Annotated in this window: 19 protein-coding genes; 4 read left to right on the forward strand and 15 right to left on the reverse strand. The window is 58.4% G+C overall.

Annotation, left to right across the window (positions count from 1 at the left end):
* Nucleotides 1-4 precede the first annotated feature (4 nt).
* From VH599_02185 to VH599_02250, 14 genes are all read right to left on the reverse strand, one after another.
* A complete protein-coding gene (locus VH599_02185) occupies nt 5-1,273 on the reverse strand; it encodes a site-2 protease family protein (protein ID HEY7347101.1) in 1,269 nt (422 codons plus the stop codon).
* Between the two features lie 196 nt (nt 1,274-1,469).
* On the reverse strand, nt 1,470-3,200 hold the full coding sequence (locus VH599_02190; GenBank protein ID HEY7347102.1) for a hypothetical protein: 1,731 nt from the start codon (nt 3,198-3,200) through the stop codon (nt 1,470-1,472).
* Between the two features lie 108 nt (nt 3,201-3,308).
* Nucleotides 3,309-5,039, reverse strand: coding sequence for a DUF4388 domain-containing protein (locus VH599_02195; GenBank protein HEY7347103.1), 1,731 nt, complete (start codon nt 5,037-5,039; stop codon nt 3,309-3,311).
* A gap of 113 nt (nt 5,040-5,152) precedes the next feature.
* Complete coding sequence (locus tag VH599_02200) at nt 5,153-5,923, reverse strand: prepilin peptidase (protein ID HEY7347104.1); 771 nt, start codon at nt 5,921-5,923, stop codon at nt 5,153-5,155.
* 281 nt (nt 5,924-6,204) lie between these two features.
* The gene (locus VH599_02205; GenBank protein HEY7347105.1) at nt 6,205-6,888 is read right to left on the reverse strand and encodes a 50S ribosomal protein L25; all 684 of its coding nucleotides are present in this window, start codon (nt 6,886-6,888) and stop codon (nt 6,205-6,207) included.
* Nucleotides 6,889-6,915: 27 nt separating this feature from the next.
* A complete protein-coding gene (locus tag VH599_02210) occupies nt 6,916-7,194 on the reverse strand; it encodes a YggT family protein (GenBank protein ID HEY7347106.1) in 279 nt (92 codons plus the stop codon).
* A gap of 35 nt (nt 7,195-7,229) precedes the next feature.
* The gene (locus VH599_02215) at nt 7,230-7,724 is read right to left on the reverse strand and encodes a DUF6391 domain-containing protein (protein ID HEY7347107.1); all 495 of its coding nucleotides are present in this window, start codon (nt 7,722-7,724) and stop codon (nt 7,230-7,232) included.
* 138 nt (nt 7,725-7,862) lie between these two features.
* On the reverse strand, nt 7,863-8,564 hold the full coding sequence (locus tag VH599_02220) for a YggS family pyridoxal phosphate-dependent enzyme (GenBank protein HEY7347108.1): 702 nt from the start codon (nt 8,562-8,564) through the stop codon (nt 7,863-7,865).
* A gap of 6 nt (nt 8,565-8,570) precedes the next feature.
* Nucleotides 8,571-9,401, reverse strand: a complete 831-nt coding sequence (pgeF, locus tag VH599_02225) for a peptidoglycan editing factor PgeF (protein ID HEY7347109.1) — start codon at nt 9,399-9,401, stop codon at nt 8,571-8,573.
* A 70-nt stretch (nt 9,402-9,471) separates the two neighbouring features.
* Nucleotides 9,472-11,874, reverse strand: a complete 2,403-nt coding sequence (locus tag VH599_02230) for an alpha-amylase family protein (GenBank protein HEY7347110.1) — start codon at nt 11,872-11,874, stop codon at nt 9,472-9,474.
* Between the two features lie 62 nt (nt 11,875-11,936).
* Entirely contained in the window at nt 11,937-12,515 is a 579-nt protein-coding gene (gene hpt / locus VH599_02235) for a hypoxanthine phosphoribosyltransferase (protein ID HEY7347111.1), read from the reverse strand.
* 35 nt (nt 12,516-12,550) lie between these two features.
* Complete coding sequence (gene tilS, locus VH599_02240) at nt 12,551-14,017, reverse strand: tRNA lysidine(34) synthetase TilS (GenBank protein HEY7347112.1); 1,467 nt, start codon at nt 14,015-14,017, stop codon at nt 12,551-12,553.
* A 267-nt stretch (nt 14,018-14,284) separates the two neighbouring features.
* Complete coding sequence (ppdK, locus tag VH599_02245) at nt 14,285-17,068, reverse strand: pyruvate, phosphate dikinase (GenBank protein HEY7347113.1); 2,784 nt, start codon at nt 17,066-17,068, stop codon at nt 14,285-14,287.
* A 187-nt stretch (nt 17,069-17,255) separates the two neighbouring features.
* A complete protein-coding gene (locus tag VH599_02250; GenBank protein ID HEY7347114.1) occupies nt 17,256-17,645 on the reverse strand; it encodes a HEPN domain-containing protein in 390 nt (129 codons plus the stop codon).
* A gap of 1,103 nt (nt 17,646-18,748) precedes the next feature.
* On the opposite strand from VH599_02250, the gene VH599_02255 reads away from it, so the two are divergent.
* From VH599_02255 to VH599_02265, 3 genes are all read left to right on the forward strand, one after another.
* Nucleotides 18,749-20,596, forward strand: a complete 1,848-nt coding sequence (locus VH599_02255) for a PrsW family glutamic-type intramembrane protease (protein HEY7347115.1) — start codon at nt 18,749-18,751, stop codon at nt 20,594-20,596.
* A gap of 289 nt (nt 20,597-20,885) precedes the next feature.
* Nucleotides 20,886-21,701 carry a hypothetical protein gene (locus VH599_02260; GenBank protein ID HEY7347116.1) on the forward strand — a complete coding sequence of 272 codons (816 nt, stop codon included), beginning with the start codon at nt 20,886-20,888 and terminating at the stop codon, nt 21,699-21,701.
* Between the two features lie 92 nt (nt 21,702-21,793).
* On the forward strand, nt 21,794-22,432 hold the full coding sequence (locus VH599_02265) for a class F sortase (protein HEY7347117.1): 639 nt from the start codon (nt 21,794-21,796) through the stop codon (nt 22,430-22,432).
* A gap of 103 nt (nt 22,433-22,535) precedes the next feature.
* Here the strand turns inward: VH599_02265 and VH599_02270 are convergent, their stop codons facing one another.
* Nucleotides 22,536-23,699 (reverse strand): acyl-CoA dehydrogenase family protein, encoded by a 1,164-nt coding sequence (locus VH599_02270; GenBank protein HEY7347118.1) that lies wholly within the window; start codon nt 23,697-23,699, stop codon nt 22,536-22,538.
* 193 nt (nt 23,700-23,892) lie between these two features.
* Between VH599_02270 and VH599_02275 the strand changes: the two genes are divergently transcribed.
* The gene (locus tag VH599_02275) at nt 23,893-25,104 is read left to right on the forward strand and encodes a D-alanine--D-alanine ligase family protein (GenBank protein ID HEY7347119.1); all 1,212 of its coding nucleotides are present in this window, start codon (nt 23,893-23,895) and stop codon (nt 25,102-25,104) included.
* The last annotated feature ends 3 nt before the right edge of the window (nt 25,105-25,107 follow it).

A 25,107-nucleotide genomic window follows, 5' to 3' on the forward strand; every position in this document is an offset into this window, starting at 1 on the left:
GACTTTATGGGCCAAATCGTTCGTAATGATCGGGCGCATCAGGGGGCGCGGCGGGCGGGAACACAGGTGGCGTCGGCAGCGAATACGGTGGTTCTGGCGGCGCGCCAGCCTGCCTGCGCCGCATCAGCGGAAAGACACGGGCCATGCGCAGCATCTCTGCCTGCGAGACCACACCCAGGAAGCGATCCCCTTCCATCACCAGTACACTCCCTGCCGAATTTGCCGCCATGCGATCAAATGCCTCCTGCGCCGGAACGTGCGCATCAACCACATAGTCTGGCCCAAGAGGAGCCATCACATCGCTGGCCCGCTGGTACTCCCCATGTTTCCTGAGCGCCTGCTGCGCCAGCGCGCGCGTCACCACCCCTGCAAGCTTCTCACCCACGCGAACCGGATAGAGGCTGGCATCGTAGCGCCCGTAATATTCCTGCATCAAGAGTTCCAGACTGAGCTGCCCCGGTACCACTGGCGCGCCGGGTCGCACAAACTGCCCAACCTCATAACCTTGCAGCGCCTCGCGCACTGCCACCTGATTTGAGCCAGCTCGCGCCGCATTCAGCAGGAACAAGCCAAGCAGCAGCCACCAGATACCCATCCAATCCTGGTTAATCAGAGTGTATACCCCTAGAAACAGGAAGAGATAGGCTATGATTCGGCTCAGCCAGACAGCCACGCGCGTTGCCAGGCTATAATTATGGCTAACGCCCCAGATAAAGGCGCGCACGGCCCGCCCGCCATCCAGGGGAAAGCCGGGGATCATATTAAACAGAAACAAAAAGATGTTTTCCAGCGAGAGCCAGAATAATACGGCGGTTGCCGCAGAAACGCTGGACAAGAAATCAAGATGAAAATACGCCCGCACCAACACAATGCCGCCGGAGGCCAGGCACAGCGCCCCACACACCACGCCAATCACCAGGCTCGCCAGTGGCCCGGCCAGCGCCATCCAAAACTCCACCCAGGGATTGCGCGGCTCTCCCTCAAGCTGCGCCGCGCCGCCCAGAATGAAGAGCGCGATCCCCTTCACCTTTAGCCCATTCGTAATCGCCACCAGCGAATGCGCCAGTTCGTGCAGCAAGACCGAGACGAAAAAAAGCAGGATCGTCAGTGCCGCCAGAAGCATCGCCACATACGAATTTACCCCAGGGAGCAGGGGCTTAAAAAAGTTCTGCGTGACAGCATAAACGAAGATAACAAAGATCAAAATCCATGAAAAATCAATACGAATGGGGATACCAAACAGCCGGGCTATACGAATGGTTGGGCCAATCACTTGCTGCCCTCCTCACGCTCTGCTGAACACGCCGACGGCGCTTTGTACCCAGAGCATGATGTCGGCCAGCGCCGCTTTCTCAAGTGGCCCAGCCTCTGCGCGTAGAATCAAAGCGGTCTACCTCTGCGACTCAGTATCATCCAGCGCAGCATCACTGTCAAGCAGCAGCCAGTCTCAGACCAGCGCGCACACAACGTCACTTTACCCCGATCAAGAGCCGCACCAACTCAAGCACATCCTGGCTGATAGCCTCGCCGCTCTTAATATCTTGCAAGGCTGCCAGCAGCAGCGGCAAAGGCGTCGTCAGCAGAATCGCAGTGGTACGCCGCTCCACCGAGAAAGGCGCTTCCGGCGTTTCCCTGATCTCACCCATCGTTGTCTGATAATACTCGATCCAGCCCAGGTGATACTGAAGTTCGTGTAAATCTCCTCCAGCTTCTCCTTTCAGCGGCAAACGAGTGATCTCCTCTTCAGCCAGTCGCCGCGCAGAGCGCAGTTTCCTGAGATGCTTCAGGCGCCAATGATCTACCCCATAGCGATAGGGCAAATCAATAAACAACAGATAGGGGAGCAAAAAGGAGAATAAATACAGCACGGTCGAAACCGTCAGATGGAATGACCCAAACTGTAGCACCGTATAGTGCTGCAAGGTAAAGACCTGGCGTAAGATGATACTCACCGTCAGTGCACCGGCAATCTCAAAGGGGAGCAAGATCAACGAGAAGCGTAGGGGATAGCGGCGGGCCGGAATGTCCCAGTCTCGATGTCCAGCCAGATCGCGCGAAAGCAGCGTCTGGCTATACAGCACAAACGGCAGAAAAAAGAGATACGAAAGCGGGAGAATCAGCACCAGCAGCAAGCTCAACTGCCCTAAAGAATCGAGCAGCGCCTGACTGGCATTTCCTGGCGTTGCCAGGACGCTTCGTAACACGCCTAATATTGCGGCGGCTGCAAACCAGATCAGCGGCGCTGCCCCCAGGACCAGAGCAGACCATATCTCCAGCAAGCGCCGCATGCGGCGTCGCTGGGCTGCTGTAGGCACCACACTGACCCCATCATCAGTGAACGTCACCCGCTGGCGGGGCGCGAGCGCATAGCCGATCACCGCCAGCATGGGGGCCGATGCGCCACCAACCAGGCGCACAATATAATAACCTATCGCCAATACCAGGGCCAGCACAACCGCAGTCGTCAGCGGCGAAATCCCTTCCATGAAGGGGATACCCACCAGATAGACCAGAAAGACCAGGCTTGTTACGCCAATCGTCGCCCAGCGCAGCAGGCTGAGCGCCCAGAGTTCAAAAGATCGCAGCGCCGTCAGGCCATAGTAACCATGCATCCGAAAGAGGCCCTGGCCGGAGGTATGCGCGTCTCCCTGCCGATCCAGCGTCTGCTCCCAGGTGCTGATCGCCTGGCGATAGAACTTCGCGCGGCTCCGCCAGGAATAGGGGGGGCGTGGCGCAGACGCGCCTTTCGCCTGAAGCGCAGCCAGCGCCTCAGCGCAGCGTTGTTTACGTTCCTGAAGCCACTGATGCAGTTTCGTAATTTCCAGTTGATAGCCTGGCCCATTGACCACCTCAGTCAAACGCTCCTCCGCCAGCGCCTCCCAGGCGCCATCCATCACCGTCATATAGGCCCGCATCGCCTGGCGCACCGGGGTCTCATAATGCCCCGTCAATCCGGCGCGTTCAATATCATCAAGCGTCTCCAGAAAGAGCGGCGTCAGGCGATCAACGTCGGCGTGCAGCTTTTCGCTGTTCACATCAATCTGCAACTCGGCAGATTTTTTTGGTGGCATCAACCGCTCGCTCATCGCCGGTGTTGTAGGGGGGCTGGCAGGCGCAGAAGCTGTAGTCGGGTGTGGAGGATTATGCTCCTGATGGGTGCGCCCACCGTTTGGGGGTTCAGTAGGAGAAGGAGCAGGCACTGTCAACCTCCTGAATGGATGAGGGCAACGCATCAAACGATCAGCCATTTTCTGGCATTCTAGCGCGCCTCAGCTATAAAATCAAGAGGTCACTTTCGGCAATTCTACCTAAAGCCTTTGGAGGAGTGCAGCTTCGTTATTGCGCATCCTGACCCGACAGAGGCCAGGATTTCCTGATCGCTCCAGCACCGCCACATGAAAGACTCCCTTTTCTGCGCGGCCTAGACGGCGCAGCACCACTGAATGGGTGTTGCCGGTAATAATCGTATCTTCCAGATCACCCCACCCACCCATCAACAGCGTTCGCAAACTGGATTGCATCACATTCGCCATATGATAAGCAGGGCTGCCAAGGTCTTGATCCTGGCCGCGCTGCGCGTGATATTCCGCCAGCAGCGCCCCATCCGCGCGGATCAACGCCGTAGCAATACAGGCTGCCCCAACCTGCTCAGCAAATGTATGTAATACCTGGCGCAAGTGCTGTATCCTCTCGACGCTCCCTGTGGCCGAAGAGGGCGCTGCCAGGCCACTCGAAGCAGGCAGTGCGCCTACGGATGCAGACGTAGAAGATGACGGAGCAGAGAGCGCCGCTAATGTGTCGTTCTGCCTGGCAGATGCCCCATCAAGCAGGCGAGAGGAGGCTTGTGGCCCCGTCGGCGGTTCAACCAGCCGCGCCTCAGCCGCGTTATCCACCGATCTGTTAGTATCAGTGGATGCCCTTTCTGCGCTGCTGTTATTTCCAAATCCACCGTATGCCAGTTGCTCCAGAATGGAGAGGCTCGACATCTTGGGTTCACCTGGGGGCGCCGTTGGAACTGGGGGCGCGGGCGCTGTAGCAGGAACTGAGAGAGCCGGAGCGGCAGGCGCAGGCTTTATGGCTTGCTTTATCCCTGGCTCAGCTTCCCGCTGCGACTCTCGCGGGTGAGATTCATGTTTAGCTCCATAATCCCGCAAGCCTCCCTGCACGCTGGGCAGTGGAACCGTCGGCGGCTCACCCCCAGGCTCATCCGACGGGCGAGCGGCAGCCTGGCTCCCATTGGCAAGCGAGGGAAGTACAAACTTCCCATGAAGCGCAGAGAAGGGAACTATTGGTTCGGGAATATGAATATCCATCTCTTCCTGCAAGAGCGACGACGAGAGGGGTTGAGTTGAAGGAGGCTGAGGCGGCGCCAGCGGCTCCGTCTGCGCAGAATAAAAGGATGACGAAGGCCGACCTGGCCCCGCAGGAGGCGCTGCGCCAGAAACAGGTGGAATGATAGTCGTTGATTGAGCAGAAAATGCCTCCGACGCTGCATGAATCTGCTGTACCCACGACGGTGCCTGCTCATCCTCTGGCAGCGGTTCCTCTGGCTCCGGCGGTGATGGATTGACCAGGCGTGGCCGACTATTGGAACCATTGAAGCGGTCATGGGATGCCAGGGGCGCCGCTGATAACGGCGGTGATAGCTGAGATAAAGGAGCAGGTTGGATAGGTCGGCTGCGGTTATCACTTCCTGACGCTTGTGGCTCGTAATGATTGCCGTGCGTATCCCGGTATTCCACCGCCTGCATCACCAACCGGGCAAGCGGTTGGTTCACGTTACGCTCTCTGCGCCCATCCCAGGCATGTTCCTCGATGCTTCCGGTATGTTGAGCAGCCAGGGCTATAAATGCCTCTTCCCCACGCAGCGTCCCAAACTCAGCCCACAAAAGTTCTCCCTGAGAGAAGCGAAGAACCCCCAGACTCTGCGAGCCTGCGCGCACTACCAGTGAGAGATCTCGGCGCGCCATCTGAATGACCTGCGCCAGATCAAGCAGGTCGAATGAATCAAGGTTGGCAGATAAACCAGGCTGATGCACGTATTGACGCACTCCTCATATAGACATCGCTTGGTCAATGAACGCCGGGCAAGGTCTGCTCGCTCATTGCGCCAGAGTGTACCATGTTCAGCTTGCTCGCACAAGTGCTTTTTTCACCACAACAGCGGGGCCAGAAACAGCGCCAGATAGGCTCCCAGGCTTAATCCTGTGCCTAGAGGAATCATCGTCTGCCAATCTGCCTTTCGGGCGATCAGCAGCAGCATTCCTGCTGCCGCGCTCGCCAGGCAGCCATACATAAGGGCTTGAAAAATCTGCGGCCAGCCAATCAGCAAGCCCACCAGTGCCGCCAGCTTCACATCGCCCAAGCCCAGCGCGTCGGCATGATAGGCCAGATACGCCACCAGATAGAGACAGCCAAACAGGACGCCCGCGATTACAGCGCCTATCAGCATAAACACGAGGACGCGATGATTGACTAACAGACCAAGCGCCAGCAGCGCCGCCATTGATGGATAAGTCACTATATCCAGGATCAGGTGATGTTCAAGATCGATCACAAAAATGAGCAGCAGCGTCAGCGTCACCGCACCATACAAAGCAAATCGCGCTTCGGCTGATAACGTTTCGAGGTGGTCTGTCTCGACACGCCACAGAATGAGCAAAAGCGTCGTGGGCGCTGCCAGGTCCATCCAGAAATGCCGACGAGGCAAGCCCTCGCCGCATTGCGGGCATCGTCCCCGCAGCAGCAGAAAACCGATCACAGGAGCATAACGCCACGCGGGCGGCGCAGCCCCGCACTTCTGGCAACTCCCCAGCCGCCACCGCCACTGCTCGCGCGGCAGCACATCCGCCAGCAGATTAACCAGCACCGCGCCGACCACTCCCCCTGCCAGGGCTATCCCCACTCCCCAAAGAGCCAGCATGGTTGATTCTCCCGTCGTCTCATTACCAGTGTGCTTTCTCGATTGCTTCTCCTCATAGCTGCGCCATAGTATAGCATCAGGGAACCGCCTCAGGAGTTTAAGCACGACTTTTGGGCTACAGCGCCAGGCAGAAAAGACGAAAGAAGAAAGAAGGCACAGAAATAGGCAAGCAGCATAAAAAGCGGGACTGGCTTCGTCCAGCCAGTCCCGCTCAAGCACAGACTCAAGCACGCAAGGAACACGCTATGTTCACGTTATGTTATGGCTCGCGCTATAAAATACTATTCAGAAGTTTCTCCAGGTTCCGCGGCCTCTGCTTCAGCCGCAGGAGCCGCCGCTGCCTCCTCCGCTGCTGCCGCTGCCGTCGCTGCCTCTTCCGCCAGCACCGCGCGCGGCGCCACGACCTTGACAACTGGCTCATCCGTATCACTGAGCAGCTTCACGCCGCGAGGCAGGGTAACGTCGCGCACATAGAGGGTATCCTCAATCTTTTCCAGATTGCTAATATCCAGTTCAAGCGCCTCAGGTATATCCCCTGGTAGACTCTCGACTTCCAACGTATCCAGAATATGGAGCAGAACGCCCTTCTCCACTGTCACCGCCGGAGCTGTGCCATTCAGCGTCACCGGGACACGCAAGGTCACAGGCTCATTCATCGCCACGCGCAAGAAATCAACATGCAAGATTTTTCCAGAGCGTGGGCTGCGCGAGACATGACGCATCAAGGCATTGAACACCTCGCCCTTCCCCTTGCCTTTGCCACCATCCAGATGCAGATCGATCACGCGGGTGGCGTGGTGGCCTGCCAGAAAACGATCCAACGTATAGAGGTCCACCTGCAACGGCTGCGAGGGTTGACGCCGACCATAAAGGTTCGCGGGGATAACTCCCTTGCGCCGCAATTGCTTTACTTTCTTCCCAAGTGTCGTGCGTAACTCCACTTGTAACGTTGTTTTACCAGCCAAAACAAGCTCCTTTCAATCAAAGCAGCACTACCACCCAGGGGGCAGCGCCTGGGTCAGTAAAACGCCCATGATACTCAGCGCGGCCCAGGCGAAAAGCCATGATACATCAAAAAACCCCACTGGGGGAATACGCTTGCGAATCGGCGCAATAACAGGCTCTGTGCAGCGCACCAGAAACAGCATGATCGGATTGCTCTCGCTGAGGCGAATCCACGACAGAATCATGCGCACGAACATCAAAGCAATTAAGCAACCAAAGAATAGATTGATCACCACATGCAGAATATTATGTTGGAGCAGAAACATGTCTTCCTCCCCGGATCGCCAAGCGGGCAGTGCGCTTATCCCTGAGCGGTTTGCACCTCAACGGTGGACAGGCCAAAGTACGAGCGTCGTCTAATGTCACTGATACGCACGCCGCGCAGGTCAGGCAGCGTGGTCACATGCCGCTGAACCACCGCGCCAAACGGGCGGGCAAACACCATCGCGCCCAATACCCCCGCCGCTGCCGAGAGCAGCCGGGTTCGCGGGCGCATCAGCGTCAGGGCTAGCAGCCAGCTTACTATCGTCAACGAAAGACCTACGGCAACATTCGTCCCACAGTTCGGATGAATCGCCAGTTCTGCTTCACCCGCCTGGAGCCGCTCCAATGCTTCAGCAGCAGCCCCGCGAACTTTATCCAGATCGACTGTACCAAAAATGACAAAACCTTGTGGGCTGGATCGGGCGCTGACCCGTAGATTAGCGATCTTCCTCGTTAGAATCGTGACCGTCGCATGCTCCAGCGCGTGATTCTGGCGAATCCGCCGACCAAAGAACAAATCGCCTACGTTCATTGTCTGCTCCCCTCTCCCGGAGAAGGATCAATCAGGCTGCCGCGCCTTAGAATGCCTCACACAACCGACGGGTGGCCCCACCCCTGCCGCCTGGAAGGACGGCGCTACAACCCCGCCCCTGCTCGTGCGGAGGTTGTGTTAGGCGCCCTTAGCGGGCCGTTCGCCAAAGAGAGCGCGGCCAACGCGAACCATCGTCGCCCCTTCCTCAATCGCCACCAGAAAATCATTGCTCATCCCCATCGAAAGCGCATCCCACGAGCCGCGCGGAAAACGTTCGCGCAGATCATCCCGCAGTTCCCGCAGCCGCCGAAAGACGGGCCGCGCCTCTTCTGGCTGGGTCGTATAGGGCGCAATCGTCATCAGCCCCAGCACGCGCAGATGCGGCAAAAGCAGCGCCTCAGCCGCCAGCAGAGGAAGCTCCGTAGGGCTTATCCCCTCTTTGGAGGCTTCGCCAGACACATTCACCTGCAACAAGACGGAAACCATTCGCTCGCGCGCCGCAGCGCCGCGCTCCAACGCCTCCGCCAGATGCAGGCTATCCACGCTCTGAATCAGATCAAACAATTCCACAGCCCGCGCCACTTTATTTGTCTGAAGATGGCCGATCAAATGCCAGCGAATCAGCGGGTACTGCAACTCCCTGATCTTGGCGCGCGCCTCTTGCACGCGGTTCTCGCCAAACACTTTCAGGCCCACCTCATACGCCAGAGCAATACGTTCAACAGGGACCGTCTTGGTCACAGCGATAATCGTCACATCATCCGCGCTGCGCCCGCTGCGCGTCGCAGCTTGCGCTACTTGCAAGCGCACCTCTCGAATGCGCTCTACCAGATCGTCCATCGTTCGCTAGCCCACATTAAGACCCGCCAACACCGCAAAACGCCCGGTCTTGCCGTGTTCGCGTCGGTGCGAAAAAAACAGGTCCGTGCGGCACGCCGTACAAAAAGGCATGATCTCGATATGTTCTGGAGCTACCCCAGCCGCCAGCAACTGCTGCCGGTTGGTCTCCTTCAAGTCCAACATCCAGCGATCAGAGCGTCCATCTGCATGCGGCTGAAGCGCCGCCGATTGCCTGAGTTCAGCCGAACGCTCGAACGCCTCTAACACATCTGGCCCAACCTCATAGCAGCAAGGGCCAATGGCCGGAGCCAGGCCCACCAGCAGATCGGTAGGCCGTGAGCCAAAACGCTCGGCCAGCGCCCGCACAGTCTGACCAGCGATGCCAAGAGACGTGCCGCGCCAACCAGCGTGAGTGAGAGCGGCCACACGCCGCACCGGATCGAAATACAAAACAGGCAAACAATCCGCAAACGAGATGAGGAGAAATACTCCCGGCTCCCTCGTCACCAGGGCATCGGCTCGCCGACGAAACCCCGGATCGCCAAGCTGGTCGTGGTCAAGCTTCCACTCCGCGCCAACCTCAATGACCTCATCACCATGCACAATCCACGAAGTCGCTATCGGCCAATCAGGCCGCCCCAGCGCCTGGGAAAGCAAGCGCCGATTCGCATACACTGTCGGGCGCTCATCGCCAACACTTAAACCCGTATTCAGACTTTCATAGGGCGCGGCGCTCAGGCCACCCTGACGAGAGAAGACCGCGTGCGCCATAGCCGGATATTGGGAGAAATGGTCAAACTGAAAATAGGTACTGGCTCCTTGCTGCTGCTCAATCACGCGCGCCTATAAACCTCCGCGAAAAGTGTCACCCCCACTCTCCCTTCCATGTGCTATTGTAGCATACGATTCACGCGGGCATCATATGCAGCGCCAGCACATCATCCGCCGCCAGCAGCAGATTGAGTTTCCCAGCGCCGCTGCACTCAGCACGCGAATGCTTATAGCTATATAGTGTCTCCACGCGAACATCCGTCAACCCTTCCAGCGTCAGCTTCAACTCGCCACGCTGTTCGCCCAGCCGATTCAGCAGAAAGAGCAGCCAGCTTCCATCAGGCAAGCGCCTCCGCACAGTCTCAATCTCCAGATCGCTCCCTGCCTGGCGCTGAACCCCGGCGGCATCCATCAATTCCACCACAAAGCGGCGCAGCCCGGCACGTTCTTCAGGCGTCAGCCGATAGTAAACTGACGTGGCATACGCCCCGCCCGGGATTGTCCCCAGCACTGTACTGGTCCCCCGTCCCACCTCCACACGATAGCCCGCCACCCGCGACCCGGAGCGCAGGACGACCTGGTCTGGCGGAACACCAATTACTCGGCCTTCCAGAATGCCATTCGCGCTATCGATCAAGTACATTCCACCCTGTTGTGCCAGACCGAAAAAGCGGATCAGCCGATAATCGCCACGCACCGCCGCGCCGCCCGCCGAGGTCAGCCGCGCGCCGGGTAACTTGATCGCCTGGCCTACCAACAGCGGTTCGGCCAGATCGCTTAGGTGCATCGCGGTAGGCATCACGCGCGCCAGCCTCCGCCGATTCAGCAGGCGGTAACGAATCCCCCAGCCGTTCAGCAGCCCCAGCAGCATTTTTCCTGCCCCCAGCCACTGCGCGCTCTGCACAGTATAGGGATAGAGCACCCCGGCATCCGCCAACCACCGTCCATAAGCATCTCTGTAAATCGGGCCTGGCAGCGTGATAAGCTGCCCGCCCTGTTCCACATAGCGGCGCAGCTTCGCCAGGCTCTCCTCGTCAAGATAGCCCTTGGTCGGCAAGATGGCAACCCGACAGGTCGCCAATTGCTCATCCGGCGCCTGCTCCAGATCAAAGAAGCGCGGCTGATAGCCTGCGCTCAGCAACAGATCATAGAAGCCAAACGACCCCAGCGTCGCAAAAAACGGCAGCGGCCTCTGGACGCCCCACCTCGGCAGATACTCGTCTTTAGTCAAACGGCTGTAGGGCTGATAGTGCAGATAGGCGATAGCATCGCTGCTCTCGGTTGATTGCAATATCATTTGCTCGTGCTGGGCAAGAAACTGCTGCACGCCGCGCACCGCCTCATAGCGCGGCTGCTCGCGGCCCTCTTCATCCAGCAGCGTCTGAAAGTGATAGGGCGCGCCTTCCGGGTCTTTGCCATCATGGGCAATATACATGGCATAGCCGCGCGTGCCATGCGCCGCGCAGCCCAGCACCGCCTGCACCGTCGCCTCATGAGCAATCCGCGCCCGCATATCCCACCAGCCCGTCCCCAACTCCAGACAAGCAGACGGTCGCTCAGGCGTGGCATAGGCGCTAAAAAGCGCCGGGCCACGCGACGAGAGAAAAGGGAAATCAGCGGTTGCCATGGAGTTGGTACTTTTGGTGTAGAGATCAAAGCCGTAGACATCAGCGACCTTCGACTTACTGCCTGGATGAGACGGGCTGCGATAGGTTGTCGGCTCATTGATCACCAACGGCACTGGCACGCCAAGCTCCCCGGCAATCTTGCGCAGATACTTCAGATAGCTGACCAGCCAGTCTTCAAGAAAACGCTGCCAATCGATAGCCTCGCCGCGCCCCCATTTGCCGCGCGGGGGGAGAATCTGCCCAAAGGCGCGAAAGTTCGTACCCCAGGCAGCATTCAGGTCTTCAATCTCGCCGTAGGTATCGTGCAGAAAGATGCGATAGCGCCCCACTGTATCGGGGTTAAAATCAAACTTGCCCAGCGAGGCTCCATACATCAGGCCGGTTTCGTTATCAAGCTGGAAGCTGATGACGGGAGCGTCGAAATAGGCTCGCAGCGCCTCCACCACCGCCGCGTACCAGTGTTCCACTTTTGCCAGATAGGTTGCTTGCATCACCGCAAAGTTGAAGTAATGATCCCCGCGAATCAGCCGCCCATCGGGGCCGCGCATCACCGTATCAGGATACTTTTCACCTAACCAGCGTGGATGACCAAAGCCGCGATACTCAGCATAAATATACGGCCCAGGCCGCGCCATCAGCGGCAGCCCACTTTCGCGGCACGCCTCCAGAAAAGCCACAAGGTTCCGCTGCGGATGTGTTTGACCGTGAAAATCGAGCGCGCCTTCTTCCGGCTCGTGCCAGACCCAGGGAATATAGCTGGAGACAGCGTTAAAGCCTGCCGCCTTCAGCTTCTCCAACCCTGGCCGCCAGAGATCAGACCGAATACGAAAATACTGAAACTCGCCTGCTCGCCAAAACCAGGGCTGCCCATCCAGCAAGAAGACGCCGCCCTGCGCGCTTAACCGAGCCATACTGATTCCGCCATTCAACTAAGATGATCGAGATGAGAGCAAAAAGAAGAACCAGGAACGCTTCATCGTCCTTTACCCGAAGTATCAGCGCCGTCTATAGGCGCCTGATACACCTCTGGTTTGAGAACTCCAATGTAGGGCAGGTTCCGGTAATGCTGCGCATAATCAAGCCCATAGCCCACCACAAAGCGATCAGCGACCTGAAAACCAATATAATGCGGGGTAACGACTTTCGCGCGTTCCTTCACCTTATCAATCAGCGTGCAAACCCGCAGGCTGGCCGGGTTCCTCGTGCGCAGCACCTCCAGCAAATAGTGCAGCGTCAAGCCGCTGTCAACAATATCATCTACGAGCAGCACATGCTTGCCAGCGATAGGTTCTTCCAGGTCTTTCACAATACGGACCACTCCGCTCGACTCGGTGGCGCTGCCATAACTGGAAGTGACCATAAAATCCATCTCCAGCGGCAAATCAATCGCCCGCGCCAGATCGGCTACAAACATCAGCGCGCCCTTCAAGACACAGAGCAGCAGCAGCGGCGCTCGCCCCTTATAGTCGTGGCTGATATGCTGTCCCAACTCTGCCACCTTTTGCTGCAATTGCTGCTGGGTAATGATGACTTCTTCAATGTCGTTATGCACATATCCTCCTTCTTAATTCGATACCTGATTCGATGCTACAAAACAGCTTCCAATTCCAACGCCAGCACACGCCGCGTCGTCGGCGTCAGCTTCACCACATCGGCAACCTGATAGCCAGCCACCCAGAGGATACGATCATCAGCCCCACACACCAGCGGCAGCGCATCGCGCTCGGGGCGGGGGATTTTCGCGTCCACCATTACATCTTGCAGCTTCTTCTCACTGCGCAGGCCCAGCGTGCGAAAGCGATCACCGGCCCGCCGCGTGCGCACGTAGAGCGGTTGATACGCCTCTACCGCATCCAGGTCCATATACCCCCAGCGCCGCCCAGGCTCGCCACGCTCGTAGCCTGGTGGCGGACTGTTCTGCCCATCCAACACATGCCCTCGTACCAACCAGCGCGTGCCAGGCAATCTCGCTTCGCCTGGCACAGAGAATAGTACGCGCTCTTGATACTGCGGCAGCGCGCCAGAGGCTGTACTCTTGCGTGCAAGCTCTGATACATACCCCAGGGTGAACCGCTTATATACACGGCGCAGCCGCAGCCCGCCAGGCAGATGAAGCGCGCCAGAACCAGATGAGCCAAGCAGCAGGGCATCGCTCGCCTCCACATGGCGGTAGCCCAGACGAGCTTCGCCGCCCGAAATCCGCCATCCCGCGCGCAGCAGCAAGCGCCGACGCAGCGCCAGTGGCAAAAGCCGATAGGCTTCCACATCCCCTTCCAGGCAAGACACCTGCTCACTGACAATAACATCAGGCCAGCAGGCGTCAACCTGCGCCTCGATATAGGCATTCTCCTCTGCCAGCACTACAGCGTTGCGCAGCAGTGTCTCACGCAGATTCGGGTTATAGCGTTCCAGCACCGGCAGCAGATCGTGGCGGATACGATTGCGCAGGAAACGACGGTCCTGGTTGCTGGCATCCTCACGAGACGCGAGGCGATGCTGTTCGCAATAGCGGAGAATCTCCGCGCGGCGGATACGCAGCAGCGGGCGGATAATATCGCCCTCCAGCGCGCGCATCCCGGCCAGGCCCGCCAGCCCACTCCCCCGCAGCCAGTGCATCACCAGCGTTTCCACCTGATCATCAGCATGGTGGGCGACGGCAATCCGCGCCGCGCCAACATCAGCAGCAATCCGGCGCAGAAACGCATAGCGCGCGCGCCGGGCAGCGTCTTCCAGCGAGCGATGGGTCTTTTGTGCCTGTGCCTGAACATCCTCTCGCCCAGGCGTGAAGGGTAAGCCCCACTGCCTGGCGAGATCAGCCACAAATGCCGCGTCGGCTCGGCCAGCTTCGCCGCGCAGCCCATGATCGAGATGGGCCACATGTACCCTGATACCGGCATAAGGGCCTACAGGTCCACAGAGGTTCTTCAGAACATGCAGCAGGCAAACGGAATCTGGCCCACCTGATACCCCTACGACCACCACGCCGCCGTCGGGAAACAGGTGCTGCTCGTCAATAGCGGTTTGCACTCCCGCTAGCAAACTGGAATCAGTCAACGCATGCGCCATGAGTTTTATGGGCTTGAGGTATGGTATGAGGATGACGCCAGCAACAATTATGCCTTATAATAGCAGGCGGCCTGGCATTTGTCAATCTCCAATAGACCATTTAGCAGACGATCTAAAAAGTCGCGCCTCCAACCGAATCTTTCATACCATAATGAGAGACGGGGATAGCTTCCTGCTCTCAGGAGAACCATCCCCATCTTTCATTATCGCATATTATCTTGCGTTCAGGCGAACCCTGGCGGCATTTCGAGGGGCTTACTTATCGCGCTCGCTCTTCGCCAGCGCAGCCTGCGCCGCCGCCAGCCGCGCCACCGGCACGCGGAACGGTGAGCAGCTTACATAATCCAACCCCACCTCATGGCAGAAAGCCACGCTGTCCGGGTCGCCGCCATGCTCGCCACAGATGCCCACTTCCAGGTGGTCATTCACCGCGCGCCCCTCGTCTACCGCAATGTCTATCAGGCGGCCTACACCATCGCGGTCCAATGTCTGGAAGGGATTGGTCGGCAAAATCTTCACCGGCTGATCCAGCCCAGGCTCTTCCAAACCCTCTACATACTTCAGCAAGAACTTACCCTCGGCATCGTCGCGGCTCATGCCAAAGGTCGTTTGGGTCAGGTCGTTTGTGCCAAAGCTGAAGAAATCGGCCACTTTGGCGATCTGGCCGGCGGTCAGCGCCGCGCGCGGTAGCTCGATCATCGTCCCAAACTTATAGGCGATCTGCTGCCCGGCCCCAGACTCCCGCGCAACCGCCTGGGCCTCTGCCTCAAGCTGGCGGCGCACCTCGCGCAGTTCGTTCACATGCCCCACCAGCGGGATCATGATCTTCGGCTGAAGCTTCAGCCCCTCTTTTGCCAGCGCCGCGCAGGCTTCCAGAATCGCCCGCGTCTGCATGATGTTAATCTCAGGGAAGAGCAGGCCCAACCGACAGCCGCGCAAGCCGAGCATCGGGTTCGCTTCGCGCATGCTGGCAACGGCATCCAGCAACTTGCGCTTGTGTGCCAGTTCCTGCTTATCACCGTTGGTGGCCTCCAGGCGCGTCACCTCAACCAGCAATTCCTCGTAGGATGGCAAGAACTCGTGCAGCGGCGGGTCAATCAGGCGAATGACCACCGGATAGCCTTCGCCGGTCCTGGGATTGACCATCGCGCGGAAGATGCCGATAAAGTCCTCGCGCTGGAAGGGCAGCAGTTTATCCAGCGCCTTCTGGCGCTCCTCCTTGCTGGAGGCCAGGATCATCTGCTGCACAACGGGCAGGCGCTCCTGCTCCATAAACATATGTTCAGTCCGACACAGGCCGATGCCTTCCGCGCCAAACTCCACTGAGCGCGCGGCGTCGCGGGGGTAATCAGCGTTCGCCCAGACGCCCAGGCGGCGGAACTTGTCAGTCCAGCCCAGCAGTTCTTGCAGGTCTTTCTCTTCCTTGAAATTGGCTTCCACAGTTGGAATAGTGCCCTTGAAGACCTCGCCGGAAGTCCCATCAATCGAAATATCATCACCCTCGTGAACAACGGTATCCGTCCCGCGCACGCGGCACTGGCGCTGCTCATAATCCACCGCCAGCGCATCGCAGCCCACCACCGCAGGCAGCCCCAGGCCACGCGCCACCACCGCCGCATGGCTGCCTGTGCCGCCCCGGCTCGTCAGAATGCCCTTGGAAACCAGCATGCCATGCACATCATCCGGGCTGGTCTCCTGGCGCACCAGAATCACACGCTGCCCGGCTTTGCCCAACTCCTCGGCGCGGTCAGCGTCAAAGATCGCCTTACCATAGGCCGCGCCCGGCGAAGCGTTCACCCCTTTGGCGAGCATACGCCCTTCGCCGCGCACCTTCTCCTGCGCCTTCGGGTCAAAGCGCGGCAGCAAAAGCTGCACCACATGGTTAGGCTCGACCCGCTTTACCGCCTCTTCTTCGGCGATGATGCCCTCGCGCACCATGTCCACCGCCGTCTTCACCGCCGAAGCGCCTGTGCGCTTGGCTGAGCGCGTCTGGAGCATATAGAGCCGCCCGCGCTCAATCGTGAACTCCAGGTCTTGCACATCTTTGTAATGGCGCTCCAACCGCTCGGCAATTTCGTGGAACTGCTGATAGACCTGGGGCATCTCCTCTTGCAGATGCTCAACCGGCGACGTATTGCGTATTCCCGCCACGACATCTTCGCCCTGCGCGTTCACCAGATAGGAGCCATACAGCATCTTCTCGCCGGTACTGGGGTCACGAGTGAAGGCCACGCCAGTGCCGCTCTGGTCGCCCATGTTGCCGAAAACCATCGTCTGCACATTGACCGCCGTGCCCAGATCATGCGGAATCTTGTTGAAGTTGCGGTAGTCAATCGCGCGCTTATTGTTCCACGAGGAGAAAACGGCTTCAATCGCCTTCTTCAGTTGCTCGTAGACATCGGTTGGGAAGGGTTCTTTGCTCTGCTGCTCTGCCAGATGCTTGAAATCCTGGGTCATCTGCTTAAGCGCATTGGCCGGAATATCGGCATCCGTAGCCGCGCCAGTCTTCTCTTTGTACTGCTCGATCAGATGCTCGAACGGTTCGGCTCTTAGCCCCAGCACGATCTTGCTGAACATCTGCACAAAGCGGCGATAGGCGTCATAGGCAAACCGCTCATCGCCAGAGAGCGCAATAATCCCCTGCACCGTCTCATCGTTCAGGCCAAGATTCAACACTGTGTCCATCATGCCTGGCATTGAAAACTTCGCGCCCGAACGCACCGAAACGAGTAGGGGATTCTCACGATCCCCAAAGCCCTTGCCGGTCTGCTCTTCCACGTAACGCAGCGCCGCGATGGCCTGGTCCCACATCCCCGGCGGGAACTGCCCGCCCTCCGTGTAGTACTGGTTACAAGCCTCAGTCGTAATCGTAAAGCCAGGCGGAACAGGCAGACCAGCATTGGTCATTTCTGCTACTCCGGCGCCTTTGCCGCCCAGCAGATCGCGCATCTTTGCGTTGCCTTCACTAAATAGATAGACCCACTTGTGCGGCGACTGACGCACCGCCTCCTCAAATGTCGCGTAGGTAGTCTGCGCCACAGGTTCCTCCCTTATCTGGAGACGCTTTGTCTCCTGTTGTTATGCTGGATACGGCAACGATCTAAGCAATCCAGCAGTGGTCCGGCTAGGATACGTGTGCTGGCCTTGGGCTGCACGAAATAGACTCTCTGGAAATAGACCCTCTGAAACTAGACTCTCTGAAAATATGCTCTCAGAGAGTCTGTTTTCAGGGAGCTTCAACGACAACACTTCGCGCCCAGCGCAGCACACGCCTGGCTCGCTGCATCAAGACATGGGCTTCTTCGGCGCTGATGGTCTGGTCGGCTTCTTCCGGGGGGGTCTCGGCATAGTAGGCTTCAGGATGATAGGGCGAAAGCGCCGCAGCGTCCTCCAGAATCTCCGCAGGAGCGTCTACGGCTGCGCCCAGAGCGCGCAGATCATGGTCGTACATGATACGACGCCCCTCGCGCCGCACGCTGACCGCCTGGAAGGATTTCTCTGCTACCTGATTGCATATGTCGGCACAGGCAAAATGCCGCCCAATCGCCAATTCCAGCCCAGCCGAAGCCATATCCTGGGCCGCCTCCGCAAAGATGCTCAGGGCTTCCTCGTTCATCAGCTTCTATCGTTTCTTATGAGCAGTTCAGAACAGGGGTATGATAGCCCGATGGGAGGGAAAGTGTCAACAGGACACAAAGCCAGGGTTCTCCCAAATCTGAGGTGTTGGCAAGCGAGGCGTGTTACTGGTAGCGCCGCCTCCCTTCGGAGAGGGCCGCTTGCCTCGGCTGGGCCTGCGGCCTGGACCGCTTGCGGGAACTGGGTTCCCGCACTCTCCCTCGCTGCGCTCGGTCGCGCGGTCCAGCCTCGGCAGTCTCGCTCCCGTTGGTCGCTCGCGCGTCCCTTCTTGGCGGCCAGCGTTGGCCTGCTGGTCCGCTGGCCTGGCGGGCGAACGCGCGCCAGGGCGCAGCGTTGGCCGCCTGGAAGGCGGCGCTACAAGTGACCCCCGATAATTGGTGGAACCCAAAGCCAGAGGCGAGAAAGGAAGGCTCCCCTTCTCGCCTCTGGCAAAGGAAAATTATGAAGAAAACCGTGACGCGCTCCAGCAACGCACTACAACGCAATGCGCTACAAGGGACGCACTTAGCAAGACTACTGTACTACAGGGACGCCCTACACAACCAGCCTACGGAAACGCGCTCAGGAATCTACACTAGCAGGTATACATCCTACGATTCCACGCTACCATTACGCACTGATCAAATCCGCGCTACAACCACGCGCTTCAGGAACGCGCTACGAAGCTGAGCTACAGAACCGCACTACACATTCTTCTCTTTCATCTTGATTAACGGGTGATCTTCAGGTCAGTAACGCCAACTAAACGATCTTCGTCCACAAAAGAGGCAGGCGAGAGGCTGTACAGAACGGCAGAGATTACCGTATACTTAGGGTATAGCCAGGTCAGCAATAGCAGCCCAGTGGCTCCAGCCCAACACTTTGAGCAGAGGTTCTGGCGCCTTCCCCAACGCTTCACGGTCTGGTGGCCCTGACTATGCAATAAAGGTTCTTCTTTAGGATGCTTTAGGATGCGCTCAAAAGCAGCCAGGTGCGCCCGTCACTGGCATAATGCACAGGTTTCTGTTATAGTTGCAGGGGCATAAAAAGGGCCATGTTTCCATCAAAATACTTATGATATAGCTTCTCTTGCAGGGATTCGGTATGAGTTCGAGTTATGGTGTGCTGCGTGTGGTCCATGCCGAGGATGACGCCCGTAAGCGATCTGAAGCCAGCACAGAAAACACTGGATTAGGCGCCTGGGACTTGCCCGGTTATACAGGGAACGCGGCCAGTCTGCCAGACCCGCTTTATCTTCTCGCCGAATCCAGCACCAGCATTGGTCGTGGGCTGAATAATCATGTGGTCTTGATGGACCCCACTGTTTCGCGCGAACATGCCCGGCTCACCTGGCGTAATGGTACCTGGCTGATCGAAAATCTCAGCACACACAATCTGCTGCATGTGGATAAAGTCAATGTTCCTTCTGGTAACTCAAGAGAGATAGAGCCTGGCGCGATGCTGCTGCTGGGCCAGACAACACTGCAACTCCTGGCCCCGCGTACCGAGCAGCCCTCAAAACAGGCCAGGATGGATGAAAAGACAGCGCCATCTGCCGCGCTCCAACCATCTGAACCCTTCGCCTCAGAACACCAGCTTTTACCAAAGGTAAGCGCCAGGCATATGGATGAAGCTGTGCTGGCAATGGTTGCTAGAGGTGAGAAGAAATCCGGTGGACTCTTGAGCATGAGTCCGGGTGTCACCCTTCAATTTGCTGTGCGCCAGCGGTTCGACAGGGGTAGATTCTGGGCGTTGGGTACCGCTGCCGCTGTGTTATTTGGCTTTCTTTTCTTCATCGGCTGCGCGTATCTCACCTTCCTCAGAAACGCGCAGTTGAGCGCACAGGTCATCTCGCAAGGAGGGCTGCCCAACGTCCTGGCCGCTATAACTATTCCCGTCGTGCCGGCGCTGGGCATTGTCCTGCTTGTCAACATCATTGATCGCTATGAGCGGGAACCCTGGCTGCTTCGCTTAGGCGCATTCCTCTGGGGCGCTTTGATCGCCATCCCCCCGGCGCTTTTGATCGAGCATACCATTGTTGATGGCATTGCAACCATTCACTTCGGCTGGCTTTCGCGCACTGCCGCCGAAGTGATGAATTCGTTTCTACTGGGAGCCAACGCTGGCGTCACCGAAGAAGTCGTCAAGGGGGCCGGTCTGATCATCTTACTGATCGCCTTGCGCGATGAATTCGATAACGTGACCGACGGCATCATCTACGGCGCTCTCATCGGCGCTGGCTTCGCTATGGTGGAGAACTTCGTCTATTTCGCTCAGGACTCCAAACAATCGCTGCTTTTCCTGATTATTGGCCGCATCGTCCTCGGCTGGTTGGGGCATTCTACCTTTACGGCGTGCCTGGGGGCCGGGCTAGGGTACGCGCGCCAGACCAGGATCCCCTGGCAAAAATGGGCCATGCCCTTACTGGGTTTTGGAGTTGGCGTCCTGCTCCATACCCTCTTTGACTTCGTTGATTTCCAGGCCAGTGCTGCCATCCACGACGCGCCTAGCTCAGATCTGGTCGCAACGGTTGCCCTCATTGCTATCATTGCTGACTATATCCCGCCTTTTATCGCCCAGGGCGCTCTGCTCTATCTGCTGATGCGCTCACTCAACCACGAAGCCACTGTCGTCCGTGAATACCTGGCCGATGAGGTCATTCGTGGAACCATCACCCCGGATGAGTATCTCCTTCTCCAACGCTCATTCCGGCGTACCCGACTGGAACGGTTTTATTTCTTCAAGCGTGGCTGGCGCTCCTGGCTGACGGCCAAGGCGCTCTATCAGACCCAGATCGGCCTGGCGTTCCGCAAGTGGCACGTCAGTATGGGCGATAAGCCTAAAATCGGACGCAGGCAACCCGAAGACGCCTATCGAGAACGCATCAAGCGCCTGCGCGAAGATTTGATTGAGCAATCCCTTCCAACTGCCCTGCGGGCCTTCAGTAAATAGCCCATCCTGGCTACACTCGTCATCACCAGCATAGCGCGCTCTTGCCCGCTTGAATCGCCGTTTCGCCTCAGTAGAGCCTTTTTCTCCACTACAGCCAGAGGCTGTGCCGCAGGCGAGGCATCTTGACAACGACACGGGGCTGCGGCTATAGTAGCGACACCGCCGAGTTATCCAGGCCACGCGACAAACGAGCGCCCGATGTGTCTATGATGCAGCTATCAGGAACCGATAGCTCCGGCGGCGCAGCAGCCTCGCTATCGCATCACCAGAGCCGAGGAGAACCAGCCCCATGCGTGATTCGCAGCGCGAACCCGGAGCCTATCCCAGACGCAATCCCTCACGACCCATGTCTAACCAGCCCGCAGCCCGCAGCGCGAAACCCGATCCTGCGGGTCAACCCAGACCATCCGCGCGGCGCGCTGGCATGCCGGGGTCTGGTCAAGCGCCGCGCTCTCGCCCTTTCATCAATCCCAACGATCCCCCGCCAGGCCGCCCACGACTCCCCTCAGCCCAGGAAACCAGAGAAGCGCATTTCGAGCGCACCGAGCGCCTGCGCGCGCTGCGCCAGGATTTCCTCGACCACGCCCAGACTAGGGTCAAGCCCCAAAAGCCACGTAACGTCTGGCTCGCCGTCGCGCTCACTGGTGTCTTGCTGGTCCTCTGTATTGTCGGGGCCATTGCTTTCTTCCAACTGCGGCCAACACTCTTTAGCGATGGCGGGCAGATCGTCGCTACTCAATTCATGGACGCTATGAAGCAAAAAGAGTATAAAGCCGCCTATGCTCACTGCGCGAGCAATGTACAGGAAGCCTTTGAGGACCACAGCGGGGCGCTTTCCCAAGATGACTTTATTCAGCAGGCGCAAGCAGCCGATCAGGTAGGGATTATCACCAACTATACTCCGGCAGGCTCAACCTCCATTGATGCCAATCATAAACAATTCACCTTCAGCGTGACACGCAGCAAACAGCAGGCAGTAACCATCACCATCGGCGTCACCAAAGGCGATGACGGCTCGTGGAAAGTGAGCAGCATTGATGGCGCGCTCTTTCCCAGCTCCGACAACACTCCGCCTGACAATACAGACGCGACGCCAACGCCTTAGAGGAACCTGACGCCATTGGCACGCAATATGCCAGAAGAAGAATGCGCCATGGGTGCGCATGTGATACTCTATCTTCTTGGATGCTTGCGTGAATGTCTATGAAGTCGCCAGGGTTCTTGCTTTCTATCGCTCAACGCGTTCTGATGATCTACGGGCTGTTCTGCGCTCTGCTCACGCTCGCATCTTGCGGGCTGAACCTCTTTGCAGGTGGGGCAGCAAACCAGACCGCGCATCCGAACAGCGCCCCCAACCAGCCGAACAGGATACGCATCGCCCGGCTGGGGGTAGATTCGCCGATTATGCCCGTTGGCGAAGACCATTATGGAGCTATGGCTGCGCCCGGCGCCGGGCATCCGGCCAGCGACCCTATTTGGAACACCGCCTTCTGGTGGGAGCGTGGAGCGGCTCCCGGACAGCCAGGTAACGCCGTTCTGGCTGGTCATGTTGATCGGAGTGATGGCAGCCACGCCATCTTCTGGAATCTGCGCCAGATGCAGCCCGGCGACCACATCAGCATCACCAACCAGGCAGGGCAAACGTTCACCTTCCGGGTCACGAGCATTGAATCGTTCGACAATCCCGATGGCGGCCCCACCGACCCGGTAATTCAGCGGGTCTTTGGCCCCGCCCCCACCGCCAATCTCAACTTGATTAGCTGCTATGGCGCGTGGGTTGGCACCGAGTTTAATAGACGGCTTGTCGTCTTCTCCACCCTGATCACCGATGCGTAACCGTCTTCGTTGAAGTATGAGGGGCTGCTGGCGCTGTTCGCTGGCGGCTATACGCATCCGCATCGCCTACCCCTGCCCATGAAGCAGCCCAGATTTCCAGAGCCTACCGCCAGTTGAGCATATCCTCCGCCACCGCGCGAGCGATGATGAGCCGCTGCACCTGGCTGGTACCCTCGACAATCGTCAACTGCCGGGCATCACGATAGAAGCGCTCTGTCGCCGACTCCTGCATATACCCGATGCCGCCCATAATCTGGAGCGCCTTGTCCGCCGCCTCAACCGCTGTCTCCGTCGCAAAGCATTTTGCCATCGAAAGCCAGTGCGCGTGGTGCTTATCGGCTTTGCCCTCGTCAACCAGCGTGGCCGCCTGATAGGTCAACAGCCGCGACGCCTCGATACGCATCGCCACATCGGCAATCATCATCTGAATCGCCTGATGCTCAATCACCGGCTGGCCGAACGTATGGCGCTGCTTAGCGTACTCGATGGCATACTGAATCGCCCCTTCAGCCGTCCCCAGGCCACGCGCCGCCACAATAGGCCGCACCGAGTTCAGGTTCCACATAATCAGCTTGAACCCGTTGTTCTCCTGCCCCACGATCTGTGACGCGGGTACACGCGCATCCTCGAAGATTAACTCGCAGGTCGGCACGCCATGCACGCCCATCTTGCGATCAGACTTGCCCACGCGGAAGCCCGGCGTATCGCGGTCCACAATAAAGACGCTGAAGCCCTTCGAACCAGCCTTCACATCGGTCTTCGTGGCGACCAGAAAGAAATCGGCCACGCTCGCGCCGGAAATATAATGCTTCGTCCCGTTCAGAATATACTCATCGCCGCGCCGCTCAGCCCGTGTCTGGATATTCGCCGAATCGGAGCCAGCCCCCGGCTCTGTCAGCCCAAATGCGCCGCGTAGTTCACCCAGCGCCGTCCCCTGGCAGTATTTCTGCTTCTGCTCTTCAGTCCCATACTTGAGAATCGCCGAGGTCGAAAGCCTGGTCAGCAGCAGTATCAGCGAACAGGAGTTATCAACCTTGGCAACCTCTTCCACCGCCAGCCCCAGCCCCATCGTACCCGCGCCGCTGCCACCGTACTGCTCTGGGAATGTCAGGCCCAGCAAGCCAGCCTCTTTATAGACCTGAAAAATATCTTCGGGGTACTCACCCGTCTCATCAAGTTCAGCGGCGCGCGGCGCAATCACCTCATGGGCGATCCGCTTCGCCGTATCGCGGATCAGTTGTTGCTCTTCGGTCAGGCGAAAATCCATCGGTTACTCCTTATAGTCCTGCGGGGACTGCCCTCGCCAGCGAGGGGTAGTGCTGCCGCTATTATACCGCATCAGCCTTCCTCCGGCCATGCGCCGCGCCGTCGCGCCATTTGACGCCTGACGCCCATCCTGCTATACTGCGGACGCCAGAATAAGAGAAAAAGCTCTACAGAATGCTATAGAGGGGTCTTTGATGAAGCAAGGAAAAGTTCGCGTGGGTGTCGTCTTTGGCAGCCGATCAGTGGAGCATGAAGTCTCGGTCATCACCGGCCAGCAGGTCATCGCCGCGCTGGATAAAAGCCGCTATGACATTATCCCTATCTATATCACCAAAACTGGCGCCTGGTATACGGGAGACAAGTTGCTGGACGTTGCCAACTTTAAGGACGATACAGCGGTGCTGGTCGGCTGCGATCCCGTGTATCTCACGCCCGACCCAACTGTTGGCGGCCTGGTCGTGCGCCGCGAAGAAAAGGGCGGCCTCTTCAAGCGGGCGCGCGATCCCGAAGTCTTGTCGCTAGATGTTCTCTTCCCCACCATTCACGGTACCTACGGCGAAGACGGCACCCTTCAAGGACTCTTTGAACTGGCAGGCATCCCCTACGTTGGCTCTGGCGTCCTGGGTTCAGCCGTCGGCATGGATAAGATTCTTATGAAGTCTGTCTTCAGGGATTATGGGCTGCCCGTCGTCAAATACTACGCTGCCACGCGCCGCGCCTGGGAGAACACCCCCAACGAGACGCTCAACGCCATTGAGCAGGCGCTGGGCTATCCTGTCTTCGTCAAGCCCGCCAATCTCGGCTCCAGCGTCGGCATCTCTCAAGCGCAGAACCGCGAGGAACTGAGCCAGGCGCTGGAAGTGGCCGCGCATTATGATCGTCGGCTCTTGATCGAAGCCGCTGTGCAAAACGCCATCGAAATCAACTGCGCCGTCCTGGGCTTTCAGGAGCTTCAGGCGTCCGTCTGCGAACAGCCTTTCGCCTTGAAAGACTTCCTCAGCTATGAAGATAAATATATGCGCGGCGGCAAGAACAGCGGCATGAAGGGCCTGGCCCGCCAGATTCCCGCGCCTATCTCCGACGAACTGACGGGGCGCGTCCAGCAGCTTGCCATCCAATCCTTTGAGATGCTCGATTGCCGGGGCGTGGCGCGCATTGACTTTCTGCTGGATACCAGAACCGAAACGCTCTATATCAATGAAATCAATACCCTGCCCGGCTCCATCTCCTTCTATCTTTGGGAGCCGCTGGGCATGAACATCAGCGCCCTGGTAGATAAGTTGATTCAACTAGCTTTCGAGGCCCATCAAGAGCGCCAGCGCACCACCTATTCAGTTGACTCGCCCTTGCTGGCGCGCATGGGCGCGACTGGCAGTAAAACGCCTGCCACCGCGTCACAGGCATAAAGG

It is taken from the genome of Ktedonobacterales bacterium (assembly GCA_036557285.1).
GTDB lineage: Bacteria > Chloroflexota > Ktedonobacteria > Ktedonobacterales > DATBGS01 > DATBHW01.

What these genes read in the sequence shown, in the direction of transcription:
- VH599_02200 (HEY7347104.1), bottom strand. Translation starts at nt 5,923, where the DNA reads ATGCTGGCTCTTTGGGGAGTGGGGATAGCCCTGGCAGGGGGAGTGGTC.
- VH599_02210 (HEY7347106.1), bottom strand. Translation starts at nt 7,194, where the DNA reads ATGTTTCTGCTCCAACATAATATTCTGCATGTGGTGATCAATCTATTC.
- VH599_02215 (HEY7347107.1), bottom strand. Translation starts at nt 7,724, where the DNA reads ATGAACGTAGGCGATTTGTTCTTTGGTCGGCGGATTCGCCAGAATCAC.
- VH599_02220 (HEY7347108.1), bottom strand. Translation starts at nt 8,564, where the DNA reads ATGGACGATCTGGTAGAGCGCATTCGAGAGGTGCGCTTGCAAGTAGCG.
- VH599_02230 (HEY7347110.1), bottom strand. Translation starts at nt 11,874, where the DNA reads ATGGCTCGGTTAAGCGCGCAGGGCGGCGTCTTCTTGCTGGATGGGCAG.
- VH599_02250 (HEY7347114.1), bottom strand. Translation starts at nt 17,645, where the DNA reads ATGAACGAGGAAGCCCTGAGCATCTTTGCGGAGGCGGCCCAGGATATG.
- VH599_02255 (HEY7347115.1), top strand. Translation starts at nt 18,749, where the DNA reads ATGAGTTCGAGTTATGGTGTGCTGCGTGTGGTCCATGCCGAGGATGAC.
- VH599_02260 (HEY7347116.1), top strand. Translation starts at nt 20,886, where the DNA reads ATGCGTGATTCGCAGCGCGAACCCGGAGCCTATCCCAGACGCAATCCC.
- VH599_02265 (HEY7347117.1), top strand. Translation starts at nt 21,794, where the DNA reads ATGTCTATGAAGTCGCCAGGGTTCTTGCTTTCTATCGCTCAACGCGTT.
- VH599_02270 (HEY7347118.1), bottom strand. Translation starts at nt 23,699, where the DNA reads ATGGATTTTCGCCTGACCGAAGAGCAACAACTGATCCGCGATACGGCG.
- VH599_02275 (HEY7347119.1), top strand. Translation starts at nt 23,893, where the DNA reads ATGAAGCAAGGAAAAGTTCGCGTGGGTGTCGTCTTTGGCAGCCGATCA.